Source organism: Pseudomonas sp. TWR1-1-4, from assembly GCF_049897165.1.
GTDB lineage: Bacteria > Pseudomonadota > Gammaproteobacteria > Pseudomonadales > Pseudomonadaceae > Aquipseudomonas > Aquipseudomonas canadensis.
Map to the genome: position 1 here is coordinate 639,290 of NZ_JAFCVS010000002.1, position 17,523 is coordinate 656,812.

Consider the following 17,523-nt stretch of genomic DNA (forward strand, 5'->3'; position numbering starts at 1 on the left):
CTGTCTGAATATGTGGAGATCCAAATGTGGGAGCGGGCTTGCTCGCTCCCACAATTTAATCGCTGCCAAGTCTGAAAAAACTGTTAAGGCCCCCATGAAACGCTACGAAAAATTCGCCGACGACATTGCAGAACTGATTCGCTCCGGCGTACTTGGCCCCGGCCAGCGGGTGCCGTCGGTACGCTACGCCAGCCAGACCTACGGCGTCAGCCCGTCCACGGTGTTCCAGGCCTATTACCTGCTGGAGCGCCGAGGCCTGATCCGCGCGCGACCGCGCTCCGGTTACTTCGTCAATACCCATGCGCCCAGCCCATTTTCCGAGCCGGTGGTGAGCGAGCAGGTACATGAGTCCACCGAAGTGGATGTGAGCGAACTGGTGTTCTCGGTACTCGACTCGATCAAAGACCCGAACACCGTACCGTTCGGCTCGGCGTTTCCCAGCCCCATGCTGTTTCCGCTGCCGCGCCTGGCACGCTCCCTGGCCAGCGCCAGCCGCGAAATGGACCCGCGACTGGTGGTCACCGACATGTCGCCGGGCAACCCGCAACTGCGCCGGCAGATTGCCCTGCGCTACATGGTCAGCGGCCTGATGCTACCGATGGAAGAACTGCTGATCACCAACGGCGCTTTGGAGGCCTTGAACCTGTGCCTGCAGGCGGTCACCGAACCGGGTGACCTAGTGGCCATCGAAGCCCCGGCGTTCTACGCGTGCCTGCAAGTGCTGGAGCGTTTGAAACTCAAGGCAGTGGAAATTCCGGTGCACCCGCGCGACGGCATCGACCTCAACTCTCTCGCGCAAAGCCTTGAGCGCTACCCGATCAAGGCCTGCTGGACCATGACCAGCTTCCAGAACCCCATGGGCGCGACCCTGCCGGAAGCCAAGAAACAGGCCCTGGTGGAACTGTTGCGCGGCCATCAGGTGCCCTTGATCGAAGACGATGTGTACGCCGAACTCTATTACGGCCAACAGGCGCCGAAACCCGCCAAGGCGTTCGATACCGAAGGCTTGGTGATGCATTGCGGCTCCTTCGCCAAAAGCCTGGCCCCGGGCTATCGCGTAGGCTGGGTGGCAGCCGGCCGCTTTGCGCAGAAGGTTGAGCGGCTGAAGCTGATGACCTCGCTCTGTCCGTCAATGCCGGCCAAGGCGGCGATTGCCGATTACTTGCAGCACGGCGGTTATGACCGGCACCTGCGCAAACTGCGCTATGCCCTGGAAGAACAGCAAAGCGCCATGCTGGCCGCGATCGCCCGCTATTTTCCGGCACAGACCCGGGTCAGCCAACCGGCCGGCGGGTATTTCCTGTGGCTGGAGCTGCCGGAGCAGACGGATTCGTTGAAGTTGTTCCAGATGGCGTTGGCGCAGGGCATCAGCATCGCGCCGGGGCCGATCTTCTCGGCGACCCAGCGCTTCAGGAACTGCATTCGCTTGAATTACGGCAGCCCGTGGAACGAGGCGTCGGAGAAAGCCATGGAAACACTGGGAAGAATCGTGCGCTCGTTTTGAATCGGAACCGAATCCATCAGGAGGCCACACAAGGAAACTTTTTCCTGTTCCCAACCTGGAGTTTTCCCATGCTAACAGCGAGCGCTTCCTACCTCACACCGCTTCCGGCACCCCCAAACTACATGCGTGCAGACGAACAGAAACAAGTGCGCGAGATGAACGGCCCCATGGGCCGCCCTGTCGGCGACCATCGCTCGGCCGACAGGATCATCGAACAAAGCCCCGTGTTGAAAAGCTTCCTGGACAACCGTGACAATTACCTCCTGATCGATGATTTGAAACGAAACGTGGGTGATTGGGACAGCGCCAACCCAGAGGTCCGGGCGAACGCGATATACGACCTGGATAAAGTCTTGCGTTTTATCGACAACCTCGACGACCGTTACTTGAACGGCAGCCACAGCCGCAACGGGAAAATCGACGGTTTCGCCAGCAACGGCTGCAGCCGGCTGGATAACTCGGAAGCCAGCCTACTCAAGGCGTTTTCCGACAAGGGTTATCCAGTGCTGCGCCATCTGCGCACCTGAACCGACGTCTAGCGACCGCCGCCCAGATCGAGGAATGTGCCAGTGGCGTAGGAAGCCTTGTCCGACAGTAACCAGATGATCGCCTCGGCCACTTCATCCGGGCGCCCACCCCGGGCCATGGGAATACCGGACTCAAGCTTGCTGACCCTCTCCGGATCACCGCTCAGGGCATGAAAGTCGGTGAATATATAGCCAGGGCGCACGGCATTGACGCGAATGCCCTCACCCGCCACCTCTTTTGACAAACCGAGGGTGAAGGTGTCGAGTGCACCTTTGGAAGCTGCGTAGTCGACATATTCACCTGGCGAACCCAAGCGAGCCGCCACCGACGACACGTTGACGATACTGCCGCCCTGCCCGCCATGCTTGGGCGACATGCGCAGCACCGCATGCTTGGCGCACAGGATCGGGCCGAGCACGTTGGTCTTCATGATTTTCAGGATGCGGAACTCGGACATCTCGTCAACGCGGGACTTGTGCCCCACCGTGCCCGCATTGTTGACCAGTGCGGTCACACGGCCCAGCTCGGCGTCTACACGGTGGAACAACGCGATCACTTCATCCTCGATGCTCACATCTGCCCGCACGGCAATGGCTTGGGCGCCCAGCGCACGCACTTGTTCGAGTACGCGGTGGGCCGCCTCTTCGTCGGACTGGTAGTTGATGCAGATGCGATAGCCCTGGCGAGCGGCCAGCAAGGCCGTCTCAGCGCCAATCCCACGACTGCCCCCGGTGATGATGACGACTTTGTCCATGCGTGCGGTCTCCTGATTCAACCTGATGTTTAGGGTTGGATCCAAGAATACCTGTCACGCGCGGCTTTTGTCAGGCGCAACGGCTTCTTCGGCGCGTTGGATATCTGCCATGAAGCCCTCTGCTGGCAACGGGTGGCCCAGCAGGTAACCCTGCAGGGAATTACACCCAAGCCGTGTCAGGAAATTCTGCTGCACATCCGTCTCGACACCCTCGGCAACAATCCGTAACCCTAGGGCCTGGCCAAGGGCGACGATGGCCGAGACGATGGCGGCGTCGTCGCTGTCGTGTTCCAGGTCGCGCACAAAGCCTCGGTCGATCTTCAGTTCGTTGGCCGGCAGGCGCTTGAGGTACATCAGGCTGGAATAACCGGTACCGAAGTCATCGATGGACAAGTCGACGCCCATGTCCGACAGCTGCTGCAACACCGTCATGCTCGCGTCGGCGTCGCTCATGGCCGTGGTTTCAGTGATTTCCAGGGTCAGGCTGTTGGCCGGCAGTTGGTGCCGCTCAAGGGCCGCCGCCACGCTCTTGACCAACCCGGCGTGGCAGAACTGCAAGGCCGACAGATTCACGGCGATGCGCCAATGTTCGTAGCCCTGAACGTACCACAGACTCATTTGACGGCAGGCTTCGTTGAGCACCCACTCCCCAATCGGAATGATCAAGCCGGTCTTTTCCGCCAGTTCGATAAACGTCGCCGGTAGCAGCAACCCCTGCTGCGGGTGTTCCCAGCGTAGCAAGGCTTCGGCGCCGACCGGGATGCCGCTGACCGCGTCGAACTTGGGTTGGTAGTACAGGCGCAATTGCTCCTGTTCCACCGCATTGCGCAAGTCCTGCAACAGCTGCAATTGCTTGCGTGCGTTGTTGTTCATCGACACGTCAAAGAAGCTGTAGCCGTTCTTGCCCATGCCTTTGGCGTGGTACATCGCGGCGTCGGCGTTCATCAGCAATTCCTGAGGGTTGCTACCGTTACCCGGGAACATTGCGATGCCGACGCTGGCAGAGATCTTCAGCTCATGCTCGGCCACCTGGAAGGCGCGGTTGATCAAGATCACCTGGCGTTCGGCAAGACCAAGGGCATCGTCCGGCTGGCTCAGTTGCACCAGCAACACAAACTCATCGCCGCCGATGCGCGCCAAGGTGTCCTGGCTGCGCAAGTCTTCGCGCAGGCGCAGGCCGACTTCACGCAACAATTGGTCACCCATATGATGACCAAAGGCATCGTTGACCGGCTTGAAGCCGTCGAGGTCGATAAACATCAGCGCAAAGCAACCGCCCTGCTCTTTCACCGCTTGCATGGCCTGTTGAATGCGATCGGCCAGCAACGTGCGATTCGGCAGGCCAGTGAGCATGTCGTGCAGGGCCAGGTGGGTCAGTTCCTGGTTGGCTTGGGTCAGGGAATCGGCCAGCACGGCGGTGCGAGCTTCCAGGCGGGCGTCGAGCAGCGAGGTGAGCAAGGCGATGGCCAGCACCGCCAGGGTCGTGACCAGCACCAGGTTATCCAGGCCCTTGCCGCTCAGGCCGTTCAGCGCGGCACCGCAGAAACTGTCATCGGCGAAACGTGCCGCGGCCATGCCGGTGTAATGCATGCCGACAATGGCAAAGCCCATTACCACCGCTGCGCCACCTCGTAAAAGCCGCACGTACGGTGTGTTACGGCGCAAATTGTGGGCGATCCACAGTGCCGCGCCAGACGCGACCACGGCGATCAACAACGACGCGCCAAACAAGGTGGGGTCATAGTCGATGCCTGGGGTCATGCGCATCGCGGCCATGCCGGTGTAATGCATGCACGCGATGCCGGTGCCCATGACCAGCGCGCCAAACCCCAGTTGCAAGGCAGGCAAACGCGGCTGGCTGATCAACCACAAGGCAAAGCCGCTCGACAACACCGCGATCAACAACGACAGCGCGGTGATGCCCAAATCGAAGCCCAGGGCAAACGGCAAGCGCAGCGCCAGCATGCCGATGAAATGCATCGACCACACCCCCACACCCATCGCCATGGCGCCGCCGGCTATCCATAGATAAACGGTACGACCTTTGGCGGTAGCGATGCGACCGGAGAGATCCAGTGCGGTGTAGGAAGCCAGGATCGCAACGAACAGTGAGATCACGACCAGTGAGGGTGAATAACTACCGATGAGCATGGGACTTCTCGTGCGCAGCGGGCCTGAGACGCCCGTGCCAGGTGGCAAAGCGGGCGATTGTAGCGAGAATAATTCTTGAGCAGTTGATTAATTATCAGAGGGCCATTAGTGGCATTTTGACGCCAATCTACTGGCTCAAAATACCCTCGACGACCGCGCCTTTGCACTGCGCGGAGGTCGACCTTCACCCCCCCTGTAGAAGCCGGCTTGCCGGCGATGGCGTCGGATCAGGCGCTAAGATGCACACTGACCCACCGCGATCGCCGGCAAGCCGGCTCCTACAGATGATCGGCGTTGCAGAGTCAGTCTTTCTCGGCAATCGGCGTCTGCCCGTCCCAGCCACCGCCCAATGCCGCGATCAATTGCACACTGGCCACCAGGCGTGTCTGCAGCAACGTCAATACGGTGCGTTCGTTGCTCAGGGCTGTGGCTTGCGTGGTGACCACATCCAGGTAGGCAATCAGCCCCGCCTTGTATTGGTTCTGGGTCAGACGTAACGATTCACGGGCGGCGTCCAGTGCTTCATTGCTGACCACCGCCTCGTCTTCCAGCACCTTGAGCTGCACCATGTAGTTTTCCACTTCACGGAAACCATCCAGCACGGTCTGGCGGTACTTGGCGACAGTCTCGTCGTAGCTGGCGATGGTGCGGTCGACTTCCGCTGACCGTTGGCCACCGTCAAACAACGTCATGGCCAGTTTTGGCCCCACCGACCAGAAGCGGTTCGGCAGGCTGATCCAGTCGGCGTAGGTGCTGCTGGAGTAACCACCGGCCAGGCTAAGGCTCAGGTCCGGGTAGTAGGCGGCCTTGGCCACGCCGATGTTGGCGTTGGCGGCAATCACCGAGCGTTCGGCCGAGGCGATGTCCGGGCGGCGCTCCAGCAGTTGCGATGGCAGGCTCACTGGAATCTGCGGCAGTGCCGGGATGTCCTTGCTCACCGCCAGGTTGAAGTTGGCCGGCGCTTCGCCGATCAACACTGCAATCGCGTTTTCCAGCTGGGCGCGCTGCCAGATCAGGTCGATCAGGCTGGCCTGGGTGGTCTTGAGCTGGGTTTGTGCCTGGGCCACCGCGTCCTTGCCGGAAACCCCGGCACGGTATTGGTTTTCGGTCATTTGCAGGGAGCGCTGATAGGTCTCCAGCGTGGCTTGCAGCAAGCGCGTCTGTTCATCCATGACGCGCAGTTGCAGGTAGCTTTGCACCAGTTCCGATTGTTGGCTCAGGCGCATCGCCGCCAAATCCGCCGAGCTGGCTTCGGCGCTGGCTTCATTGGCTTCCAGGCCACGGCGCAATTTGCCCCAGATGTCCGCTTCCCAGCTCACGCCCAACTGGGCATTGAGGGTGTCGCGGATGCCGCTGCTGGAGCTGCTCAGGCTCGCGTTGCTGCTGCCGGTGCCCTGGCTGGCGCGGGTCTTCCCGACGCTCAGGTCGACAGTCGGGTAAAACGCGCCCCGGGAGCTGCGCACCAGGGCCTGGGCCTGACGGAAGCGTGCTTCGGCCTGGGCTACGGTTTGGTTGGACGTGTTCAGGCGTACTACCAGGTCGTTGAGCTGACGGTCGCCGTACAGTTCCCACCAGGCGCCACGGGCCAGGGAGTCGCTTGGGGTGGCTTGGCGCCAGCCTTGGGCTTCCTTGAATTGCGCCGGTTCGATGACCTCTGGCCGGTGGTAGTCCGGGCCAACGGCGCAGGCGCTGAGCAACAACGCCAACCCCACTGTAGGTGCGAGCTTGCTCGCGAAGGTCGCCAACGATAACGCGCCCAACCGGGAGGTACGTGGTGCCTGGGCGTTTATCGCCGGCAAGCCGGCTCCTGCAGGGGAATGCGGTACGCCGGGAGTCGTTGAATCGCGCGGACGTGGTGCATTGGCGTGAGTTGAATCGGTCATAGCGCAGTGTCCAGGGCAGCATCGGTACGCACGCCGCGCCATTTGTTGAAGCGATGGCGCGCGCGGTCGAGATAGAGGTAGACCACCGGGGTGGTGTAAAGGGTCAGGACCTGGCTGAACACCAGGCCGCCGATAATCGTCAGGCCCAACGGACGGCGCATTTCCGCACCATCGCCCGCCCCCAGCAGCAACGGCAAGGCGCCGAGGATGGCTGCCAAGGTGGTCATCAGGATCGGGCGCAAACGCAACAGGCAGGCGCTGCGGATTGATTCCAGCGGGTTCATGCCATCGTGGCGTTCCAACTGCAAGGCCAGGTCGATCATCAGGATCGCGTTTTTCTTCACCACGCCGATCAGCAGGAACAGCCCCAGCAAGGAAATCAGACTGAATTCGCCCCCGGTCAGGTAGATCGCGAGCATCGCGCCGACACCGGCCGACGGCAAGGTCGAGAGGATAGTCAGCGGGTGAATATAGCTTTCATACAGAATGCCCAGCACCAGGTACACCGCCACCAGCGCGCCGAGGATCATGAACGGCTGGCCCTTCTGCGTGGCTGCAAAGGCATCGGCGGTACCGGCCATCTTGGCGATCACGTCTTCGGGCAAGCCGACCTTGGCAATCGCCCGTTCGATAGCGGCGGTGCCCTGCTCCACCGTCACGCCGGGGGCCATGTCGAACGCGATGTTCTCCGAGGCGAACTGGCCTTCGTGGCTGACGCGGTCGTCGGCCAGGCTGTTCTCATAATGGGCAATGGTCGACAGCGGCACCCGTGCGCCCGTGGAGGTAATCACCTGCATCTGGTTGAGCGTGATCGGGTCCTGGGCATATTTGGGATTGACCTCCATCACCACCTGGTACTGGTTGAGGCTGTCATAGATGGTGGAAATCTGCCGCTGGCTGTAGGCGTTGTTGAGCACCGCCGTGACCATATTCATGTCGATGCCCAGGCGCTTGGCCTGGTCGCGGTCGACAATCAGCGTGACCTGCGCCGCGCCCCGGCCTTCACGGGCGTCGATGGCGGTCAGTTCGGGCAACTCGCGCAAGGCGGCGACTACTTTCGGATACCAAAGGCGCAATGCCGCCAGGTCGCCGCTTTGCAGGATGTAGGAATACTGCGCGCTGGTCTGGTCGCGGCTGCCGCCGAATTGCAGGTCCTGGTCGGCCATCAGGAACAACCGCCCGCCCGGCACCAGCGGCACCTCCTTGCGCAGGCGCTCGATCACCGCCTGGGCGGAAATCTTGCGCTCGCTGATGGGCTTCAAGCGCACCAGCATCACCGCATTGTTGGTGCCGTTGTTGCCGCCGATGAAGCCGGCCACGCTGAGCACCGCCGGGTCCTTGAGCACCGCCTTGCGGAAGGTTTCCATTTTCGGCTGCATCACACTGAACGACAGGCCGTCGTCACCGCGTACAAAACCGATCAACTGGCCGGTGTCCTGCTGCGGCATAAAGGTTTTTGGCACCACCACGTACAGCGCCACGTTCATGCCGATGGTCAGCAACAGGCTGAGCAGGGTCAGGCGACGATGGCGCAACACCCAGTCCAGGCTGGTGGCGTAGCCGGCGACCATGCGGTCGTTGATCTTCTGGCTCCAGCGCTGCAGCCCGGTCATCTGGGTTTTGACATGGGGCTTGAGCCAACGCGCGCAGAGCATCGGGGTGAGGGTCAGCGAGACAATCAGCGAAACAATGATCGCGGCCGACAGGGTGATGGAAAACTCGCGGAACAGGTTGGTGACAATCCCACCCATGAACAGGATGGACAGGAACACCGCCACCAGCGACACGTTCATCGACAGCAAGGTAAAGCCGACTTCCTGGGCCCCCAGGTACGCCGCCTTCATTGGCGGCACGCCTTCGTCGATATGCCGCGAAATGTTCTCCAGCACCACGATGGCATCGTCCACCACCAAACCGGTGGCCAGGATCAACGCCATCAACGAAAAGTTGTTCAGCGAGAACCCGTACAGGTACATCACCGCAAAAGTGCCCACCAGTGAGACCGGCACCGCCAGGGTGGGGATCAGCGAGGCGCGGAAGTTACCGAGGAACAGGTACACCACCAGGATCACCAGGCCCACGGCGATGAGCAAGGTCATCTCGGCTTCGTGCAAGGTCGCGGTGATCACCGGCGAGCGGTCCATGGCCAGGCTCAGCTTGACGCTGGACGGCAGCACCGCCTGCAACGCCGGTAACTGCGCCTTGATCTGCCGGACCGTCTCGATGATGTTGGCGCCAGACTGGCGGTTGATCACCAGCAGCACCGCCGGTTCGTTGTTGAAGAAACCGCTGTTGTAGCGGTCTTCCACGCCGTCACTGATCTTGGCCACGTCGCCCAGGCGCAGGGCCGCGCCGTTCTGGTAGCGGATCAGCAGCGGCTCGTAGTCCTTGGCCTTTTCCAACTGGTCATTGGCCTGGATCTGCCAGTTGCGCTGGCTGTCTTCCAGGGAACCCTTGGGCCGGCGCTGATTAGCGTTGGCGATGGTGTTGCGCACATCGTCGAGGGCCACGCCGTACTGGTCGAGGGCCTTGGGTTCGAGCTCGATGCGCACCGCTGGCAAGGAACTGCCGCCGATCTGCACTTCCCCAACGCCAGGCACCTGGGACAGGCTCTGCGACAGAATGGTCGAGGCCAGGTCGTACAGTTGGCCCTTTTGCAACACATCCGAGGTCAGCGACAGCACCATGATCGGCGCCTGGGACGGGTTGATCTTCTTGTAGGTGGGCATGCTGCGCATACCGCTGGGCAGCAGGTTGCGCGAGGCATTGATCGCCGCCTGCACTTCCCGCGCCGCGCCGTTGATATCGCGGTCGGAGTCAAACGCCAGGATCACCCGCGTAGAGCCCTGGCTCGACGAACTGCTCATGGTGGTGATGCCGGCAATCGCGCCGAACGAGCGCTCCAGCGGCGTCGCCACCGTAGACGCCATCACCTCGGGGCTGGCACCGGGCAAGCTGGCCGACACCACGATCACCGGGAAGTCGATCTGCGGCAGCGGCGACACCGGCAACAGGTTGAAGCTCACGCCGCCCAGCAACAGGATCGCCAGGCTCAGCAGCATGGTCGCGACCGGCCGGCGGATGAAGGGTCCGGACAGGTTCATGACTCAACCGGCTCCAGGCTTTGCGGCTCTTTGCGCCAGCGGCGGCCGAGGCGGTCGAAATACAGGTAGATCACCGGCGTGGTGAACAGGGTGAGCACCTGGCTCACCAGCAGGCCACCCACCATCACCAACCCCAGCGGCTGACGCAATTCCGCACCGGAACCGGTGGCGAGCATCAACGGCACCGCGCCGAACAATGCGGCCAGCGTGGTCATCAGGATGGGCCGGAAGCGCAGCAGCGCCGCCTGGTAGATCGCGGTCTGCGGGTCAAGGCCCTGGTTGCGTTCGGCGTCGAGGGCGAAGTCGATCATCATGATCGCGTTCTTCTTGACGATACCGATCAGCAAGATGATGCCGATGATCGCGATCATGCCCAGGTCATTGCCGCTGAGCAGCAACGCCAGCAAGGCCCCCACCGCCGCCGACGGCAAGGTCGAGAGAATGGTGATCGGGTGGATATAGCTCTCGTAGAGCACACCCAGCACGATGTACATGGTGACCACCGCCGCCAGGATCAGCAGCAAAGTGCTCGACAGCGAGGCTTCGAAGGCCTGGGCCGCGCCCTGGAACTGAGTCTGCACGCCCACCGGCATGCCGATGTCTTTCTGGGTCTGGTTGATCAGCTCCACGCCTTTGCCCAGCGCAACGCCGGGGGCCAGGTTGAACGACATCATCACTGCCGGGAACTGGCCGATATGCGCAATCGCCAATTGCGCCTGGCGCTGTTCCACACGGGCCAGGCTGGACAGGCGCACCTGGCCGCCGTCGGTGGTTTTCACGTGGATCTGGTTCAGCGCATCCGGGCCGAGGGTTTCGCCGGACTGGGCCTGCAACACCACGCGGTACTGGCTGGCCTGGGTGTAGATGGTGGAGATCTGCCGCTGGCCGAAGGCGTCATACAACGCGTCGGTAATGGTCGATACGCTGACGCCCAGGCGCGAAGCCGCGTCGCGGTCGATCACCAGGTACACCTGCAAGCCCTTGTCCTGCAGGTCGCTGGCGACGTCAGTGAGTTCGGGCAACTGGCTCAACGCGTGGACCAGTTTGTCACTCCACAGTGCCAGCAACTCGGCGTCCGGCGAGGACATGCTGAATTGGTACTGGGTGCGGCTCACGCGGTCTTCGATGGTCAAATCCTGCACCGGCTGCATGAACAGGCGGATACCCACCAGCTTGTCGATTTCCGGCTGCAAACGGGTGATCACCTGGGCCGCGCTCAGGTCGCGCTGGCCGTGGGCCTTGAGGTTGATCAGCAGGCGCCCGCTGTTGAGGGTGGCGTTATCGCCGTCCACACCAATATAGGAAGACAGGCTTTCCACAGCGGGATCGGCGAGGATGATCTTCGCCAGATCCTGCTGGCGCTGGCTCATGGCGGCAAATGAAATCGACTGTGGCGCTTCCGAAATGCCCTGGATCACGCCGGTGTCCTGCACCGGGAAGAAACCCTTGGGCACGATCAGATACAGGAACACGGTCAGGCCCAGGGTCGCGATGGCCACCAACAGGGTCAGCGGCTGATGCTTGAGCACCCACTGCAGCATGCTGCCATAACGCGCGATCAACCAATCGATCCAGGCGCCGCTGGCCTTGTAGAAGCGGCTTTGCTCTTCCTCCTTGGGCTCACGCTTGAGCAAGCGTGCGCACATCATCGGCGTGAGGGTCAGGGACACCACCAGGGAAATCAGGATCGCCACCGCCAGGGTGATGGCGAATTCGCGGAACAGGCGCCCGACCACGTCTGCCATGAATAACAGCGGGATCAGTACGGCGATCAGCGACAGGGTCAGGGAAATCAAGGTGAAGCCGATCTGCTTGGCGCCCTTGAGCGCGGCGGCCAGCGGGGTTTCGCCTTCCTCGATATAACGGGAGATGTTCTCCAGCATCACGATGGCATCGTCCACCACAAACCCGGTGGCAATGGTCAGCGCCATGAGCGTGAGGTTATTGATGGAGAACCCCGCCAAGTACATCACGCCAAAGGTGCCCACCAGGGACAGCGGCACGGCTATGGAGGGAATGATCGTGGCGCTGACCCGGCGCAGGAACAGGAACGTCACCATCACCACCAGGGCAATGGCGATGAGCAATTCGTGCTGCACGTCTTTGACCGAGGCGCGGATGGTCTGGGTACGGTCGGTGAGTACCGTCACGTCGAGGCCGGCCGGCAGGTTGTCAGTGATGCTCGGTAACAGCGCCTTGATGCGGTCCACCACCTCGATCACGTTGGCCCCCGGCTGGCGCTGGATATTCAGCAGCACAGCCTGGTTTTCGTTGGCCCAGGCGGCAAGGCGTTCGTTTTCGGCGCCGTCGACGATCTGGGCCACGTCTTTCAGGCGCAGCGGCGCGCCATTGTTGTAGGCCAGGATCAGTTCGGCGTATTGCTGGGGCGAGACCAATTGGTCGTTGGCGTCGAGCATCGACACGCGGGTGGGGCCGTCGAAATTACCCTTGGGCTGGTTGACGTTGGACGCGGCAATCAGGGTACGCACGTCCGACAGGTTCAAGCCATTGGCCGCCAGGGCCTCGGGGTTGACCTTGATGCGCACGGCCTGGCGTTGGCCGCCTGCGATGCTGACCATGCCGACGCCGCTGATCTGCGCGATTTTCTGCGCCATGCGCGTGTCGACCAGGTCATTGAGTTTGGGCAGCAGCATGGTCTTGGAGGTGATTGCCAAGGTCAGTACCGGGGTATCGGCCGGGTTGACCTTGTTGTACACCGGCGGCGCCGGCAGGTCCTTGGGCAACAGGTTGGTCGCGGCGTTGATCGCGGCCTGCACCTGCTGCTCGGCGACATCCATGTTGATGTCAAGGTTGAAACGCAGGGTCAGCACCGACGCACCGCCGGAGCTGGTGGAGGCCATCTGCGTAAGGCCGGGCATTTGCCCGAACTGGCGTTCCAGCGGCGCGGTGACCGCACTGGTCATCACGTCGGGGCTGGCGCCGGGGTAAAGGGTCATCACGCGGATCGTCGGGTAATCCACCTGGGGCAAGGCCGACACCGGCAGCAAGCGATACGAAATGATGCCGGCCAACACAATGGCCAGCATGCTCAGCGTGGTGGCGACCGGGCGAAGGATAAACAGCCGCGACAGGTTCATGAACCGACCTTTTGCGCCTTGCCGGCAGTGGTGCCGGTCTCCCCTTTCGCCGCGGGTTTGCCTTGCAAGTGCTCGGTCGGGGTGGTCGGCACTTCGCTGCTGTCGTTGACCACCTCGATTTCACTGCCGTCCTTCAAGCGGTCTGTGCCTTCCAGCACCACGCGATCGCCGGCCTTGAGACCTTCTTTGATCACGGTGTTGTCGCCATCTGTGTCACCAACTACCAGGGGCTGCACCTTGACCTTCTTGTCACCGTCGAGCACGTAGACAAAAGTGCCGGTGTTGCCGAACTGGATCGCCGCCGACGGCGCCAGCACCACGTTGTGCAGGGTATCGGCCAGCAGGTGCACATTGACGAACTGGTTGGGGAACAGCGCCTGGTCCTTGTTATCGAAACGCGCCTTGAATTTCAGGGTGCCAGTGGTGACGTCGATCTGGTTGTCCAGGCTCTGCAGCACGCCGGTCGCCTGTTGCTTCACGTCGCCACGGTCCCAGGCTTCCACGGGCAGTTTGTTGCCGGCGTGGTAGCGGGTGAGTACGGTTTCCAGGGTATTTTCCGGCAGGGTGAAGGCCACGCTGATTGGCTGGGTCTGGGTAATCACGGCGAGGAACGTGGTGTCGTTGGCTGCCACCAGGTTGCCAACGTCCACCTGGCGCAGGCCGACGCGGCCACTGATCGGCGCTCGGATCTTGGTGAATTCGAGGTTGAGCTTGGCGTCATCCACCGCACCCTGGTTGGTCTTGACCGTGCCCTGGTATTGCAGGACCAGCGCTTCGGCGGTGTCCAGGGTCTGCTTGGCGATACTGTCCTGGGCGTACAGGTCGCGGTAACGCTGCACGTCGACCTGGGCGTTTTTCAACTGGGCCTGGTTCTGCATCAGCGTACCCTGAGCCTGGAGCAAGGCGTTCTGGTAACTGCGCGGGTCGATCTCGGCGAGCAGGTCACCGGCCTTGACCATCTGGCCTTCTTCAAAGGCGATCTTTACCAACTCACCGCCCACCCGGCTGCGCACATTGATGGTGTTGAGCGCGGTGACGGTGCCCAAGGCCTTGTAGTACACCGGGAATTCGCCCAGTACCGCAGGCGCCACGCGCACTGGCACCGGACCGGTAGAGCCACCGAAACCCGGGCGCATCATCCCCGACTTGCCGGCACGTCCGGCTGGCGCCTGCGCGGCGGCATCCTTGTGGCTGGCGGGCCAGAACTTCCAGCACAGGCCGGCGATAACCAGCAGCACAAGCAGGCCGAACAGCCAGCGGCGGGACTTACGGGGGGAGGATTGCATGGAGTGATCAACCATTGGGCGCGAGAGCTTCTTCTTTGGGAGGCTGAAAGATAAGCACTGGGGCGCATTTAGAAAAGCGCCTTTACCGGCTATTTACCTTGGGCTTACAACTTTTAACTTCTGACCTTAGTTCATCGGCCGTTTCGCTAAGCATCTGAGCTACCAATAAAAACGGCCTGGACTAGGCCAGGCCGCAATCATGCATCAAGCGTGTTACTGCAAAACGACAGTAACGTACCGAAACAGTTACTTCAAAACAGCCAGGGCTGCTTCGTAGTTTGGCTCTTGGCCGATTTCGCTGACCAGTTCGCTGTGCAGCACATTGTCATTTTCGTCCAGCACGACAACGGCGCGTGCGGTCAGGCCTCTGAGCGGGCCATCAGCAATCGAAACACCGTAGTCCACTGCGAAATCCGAATCACGGAAGTCGGACAGGTTCTTCACGTTTTCCAGACCTTCGGAGCCGCAGAAACGCGCTTGGGCGAATGGCAGGTCGGTGGAGATGCACAATACAACGGCGTTGTTCAACTCGTTGGCCTGGGCATTAAACTTGCGAACCGAGGTCGCGCAGGTCGGGGTGTCAACGCTTGGGAAGATGTTCAGCACTTTGCGCTTGCCGGCGAAGGTCGCCAGGGTCGCGTCCGACAGATCGCCGGCAGTCAGGGTGAAATCAGGGGCTTGGGTGCCGGTTTTCGGCAATTCGCCTTCAACCTGGACAGGGTTACCACGAAGGGTGACTTGAGCCATGAACGGAATCCTTATGCTGATTTGGGTTTAACGAATTCGAGAGGCCGAAGTTAACCACAAAGTACGTTCGCTACCTACCGCCAAACATAAATTGTCATGTCGTCGGTTATGGTTTAATTGCGCGCTTTGCGCCCTGCCCCTCAAGGAAAACGATGTCGATGAATGCCCCTGCCACCAAAGTCCTGGTCATTGGATACGTCTGGCCGGAACCCCGTTCCTCGGCCGCAGGCGGGCATATGATGCAAATTCTTGAGAGTTTTCTTACGCAAGGTTGGGATATCACCTTCAGTAGCCCCGCCACTATTGGCGAACACAAGGCCGATTTGACTGCACTGGGCATCGCCGAATGTGCCATAGAACTCAATAACAGCAGCTTCGATGATTTTGTCCGCGAACTGGCGCCGGATATCGTGCTGTTCGACCGTTTCATGATGGAGGAGCAGTTCGGCTGGCGTGTCGAGAAGCACTGTCCCGATGCCCTGCGGGTGCTGGAAACCTGTGACCTGCAGAGTCTGCGCGACGCGCGCCAGCAGCGACTGAAGGATCACCTCAAAGCCCATCCCCACAGCGAGGATTTCAGCGCCCTGTTCGCGCCAGCGCTGGACGATGAATTCCAGCTGATGGCCGATACGGACATCGCCAAGCGCGAAATTGCAGCGATCTACCGCTGTGACATCAGCCTGATGATCTCGGACGTGGAAGCGCAACTGCTCACCGAGCAATTCAAGGTACCCGCCGCCCTGCTCCACTGGTGCCCGCTGATGTTGCAGCCACCGACCGAGCCCTTCGTGCCGTTTGAAGACCGTGCGCACTTCCTCAGCATCGGCAACTTCCGCCACGCGCCCAACTGGGATGCGGTGTTATGGATGAAAAACAGCCTGTGGCCGCTGATTCGCCAGCAATTGCCCGGCGCGCAGCTGCATATCTACGGGTCCTATACCCCGCCCAAGGCCACGGCATTGCACAACCCGGCGCAGGGTTTTCATGTGATGAATTGGGCCGAAGATGCCCTGCAAGTCATGACCGCCGCGCGTATCTGCCTGGCGCCCCTGCGCTTCGGCGCCGGCATCAAGGGCAAACTGGCGGACGCGATGCTCTGCGGCACACCGAACATCACCACGCCCATCGGCGCCGAAGCCATGGGTGATGATCAGCCGTGGCCTGGCATGATCGAACACAGCGCCCCCGCCCTGGCCGCCGCCGCCGTGGCGCTGTATCAGGATCGTGAACGTTGGACCCAGGCCCAGGAAGACGGCCGCCGGTTGCTGGCACGCCGCTACAACGCGGCCACCCACGGGCCGGCGTTGGTGGCGTGCCTGGAACACTGTCGCGGCAACCTGGCTGCCCACCGCCGGGACAACTTCACTGGCAGCATGCTGCGCCACCACGCCCATAAAAGTACGCAGTACATGTCCCAGTGGATCGAGGCGAAAAACCGCCCCTTATAAACACCAGCGCTGGCGAGGGCGCGCGCGACGGGGCATTATCCTACGCAGCAACCACAATAAAGCGACGGCAGCATGACCCGAGCAACGCGTATCACCGACCCTTCCTACGAACTGATGGACGACCACAACGGCCTGTCCATCATCTATCGCCAGCACGGTTTCCCCTGCCCGCTGGTGCGCTGGCACTTCCACAAAGAATATGAGCTGCACCTGATCGTGGCCAGCTCCGGCAAGGTGTTCATCGGCGACTACATCGGCAACTTTTACCCGGAAAGCCTGTTTCTCACGGGTCCCAACCTGCCCCACAACTGGATCAGCCAGGTGGAGGAAAACGAGGTGGTGCCCAAGCGTGACATGCTGGTGAATTTCACTGATGAGCTGTTCGAGCAAGGCAGCCACATCTTCGCCGAACTCAAGACCCTGGCGCCGCTGCTGGAGCGCGCGCAGTACGGCATCGAATTCCGCTGCAAAAAAACCATCGCCCAGGCCATGACCTTGATGCAGCGCATAGAGGACACCCAGGGCATGGCGCGCCTGGGGCACTTCTTTATCCTGCTGGACGTGTTGAGTGCGTGTGAGGACTACCAATTGCTCTCCGGAGTGACCACGCCGCAACTGGCCGATGAACACAGCATCGACCGTACCAACCGCGCAGTGGACTATATCTTTGCCCACTACGCGCGCGAGTTGCCACTTGAAGAAGTGGCGGAGTATCTGGGGATGAAGCCCACGTACTTTTCGCGGGTATTCAAACAGGCCACCGGACGCACGTTTATCGAATTCGTCAATCGGCTGCGCATCAGCAAGTCCTGCGAGTTGCTGGCCGACGGCGACAAGGCTGTGACCGATGTGTGCTTCGAATCGGGCTTCAATAACATCTCCAACTTCAACCGGCGCTTTCAGCAACTCAAGGGCATGACACCCTCCCACTACCGGCGCCTGGCAGTGCAACGGCTCACCGAAGAAAACCGCGGCCAGCATCTTACGACACAAGCAAACGGCTACAGATCAGGCCTTTAG

Annotated in this window: 11 protein-coding genes; 4 read left to right on the forward strand and 7 right to left on the reverse strand. The window is 61.4% G+C overall.

Annotated elements, in window-relative coordinates; translation table 11 throughout:
* Positions 1-94: 94 nt before the first annotated feature.
* Complete coding sequence (gene mapR, locus ACP7C6_RS07715) at positions 95-1,504, forward strand: GntR family transcriptional regulator MpaR (RefSeq protein ID WP_426108564.1); 1,410 nt, start codon at positions 95-97, stop codon at positions 1,502-1,504.
* A gap of 68 nt (positions 1,505-1,572) precedes the next feature.
* Entirely contained in the window at positions 1,573-2,031 is a 459-nt protein-coding gene (locus ACP7C6_RS07720) for a hypothetical protein (RefSeq protein WP_426108565.1), read from the forward strand.
* 8 nt (positions 2,032-2,039) lie between these two features.
* Here ACP7C6_RS07720 and ACP7C6_RS07725 read toward each other — a convergent pair whose 3' ends face one another.
* The 7 genes from ACP7C6_RS07725 to tpx form a co-directional block, all read right to left on the reverse strand.
* Positions 2,040-2,786 (reverse strand): SDR family oxidoreductase, encoded by a 747-nt coding sequence (locus tag ACP7C6_RS07725; RefSeq protein ID WP_426108566.1) that lies wholly within the window; start codon positions 2,784-2,786, stop codon positions 2,040-2,042.
* 54 nt (positions 2,787-2,840) lie between these two features.
* Positions 2,841-4,937: a putative bifunctional diguanylate cyclase/phosphodiesterase gene (locus ACP7C6_RS07730; protein WP_426108567.1), complete on the reverse strand. Its 2,097-nt coding sequence runs from the start codon at positions 4,935-4,937 to the stop codon at positions 2,841-2,843.
* 302 nt (positions 4,938-5,239) lie between these two features.
* Positions 5,240-6,820 (reverse strand): efflux transporter outer membrane subunit, encoded by a 1,581-nt coding sequence (locus ACP7C6_RS07735; protein ID WP_426108568.1) that lies wholly within the window; start codon positions 6,818-6,820, stop codon positions 5,240-5,242.
* Entirely contained in the window at positions 6,817-9,924 is a 3,108-nt protein-coding gene (locus ACP7C6_RS07740; protein WP_028615944.1) for an efflux RND transporter permease subunit, read from the reverse strand. The genes ACP7C6_RS07735 and ACP7C6_RS07740 overlap by 4 nt, the downstream gene beginning before the upstream one ends.
* On the reverse strand, positions 9,921-13,022 hold the full coding sequence (locus ACP7C6_RS07745) for an MdtB/MuxB family multidrug efflux RND transporter permease subunit (RefSeq protein WP_016980347.1): 3,102 nt from the start codon (positions 13,020-13,022) through the stop codon (positions 9,921-9,923). The genes ACP7C6_RS07740 and ACP7C6_RS07745 overlap by 4 nt, the downstream gene beginning before the upstream one ends.
* Positions 13,019-14,323 (reverse strand): MdtA/MuxA family multidrug efflux RND transporter periplasmic adaptor subunit, encoded by a 1,305-nt coding sequence (locus ACP7C6_RS07750; RefSeq protein ID WP_068937893.1) that lies wholly within the window; start codon positions 14,321-14,323, stop codon positions 13,019-13,021. The genes ACP7C6_RS07745 and ACP7C6_RS07750 overlap by 4 nt, the downstream gene beginning before the upstream one ends.
* Positions 14,324-14,554: 231 nt before the next feature.
* Positions 14,555-15,055 (reverse strand): thiol peroxidase, encoded by a 501-nt coding sequence (gene tpx / locus ACP7C6_RS07755; protein WP_028615942.1) that lies wholly within the window; start codon positions 15,053-15,055, stop codon positions 14,555-14,557.
* A 158-nt stretch (positions 15,056-15,213) separates the two neighbouring features.
* Here tpx and ACP7C6_RS07760 point away from each other — a divergent pair, with 158 nt between their 5' ends.
* Together ACP7C6_RS07760 and ACP7C6_RS07765 are read left to right on the forward strand one after the other, a co-directional pair.
* On the forward strand, positions 15,214-16,503 hold the full coding sequence (locus ACP7C6_RS07760) for a glycosyltransferase (RefSeq protein ID WP_068937895.1): 1,290 nt from the start codon (positions 15,214-15,216) through the stop codon (positions 16,501-16,503).
* Positions 16,504-16,575: 72 nt separating this feature from the next.
* Positions 16,576-17,523: an AraC family transcriptional regulator gene (locus tag ACP7C6_RS07765; protein WP_068937896.1), complete on the forward strand. Its 948-nt coding sequence runs from the start codon at positions 16,576-16,578 to the stop codon at positions 17,521-17,523.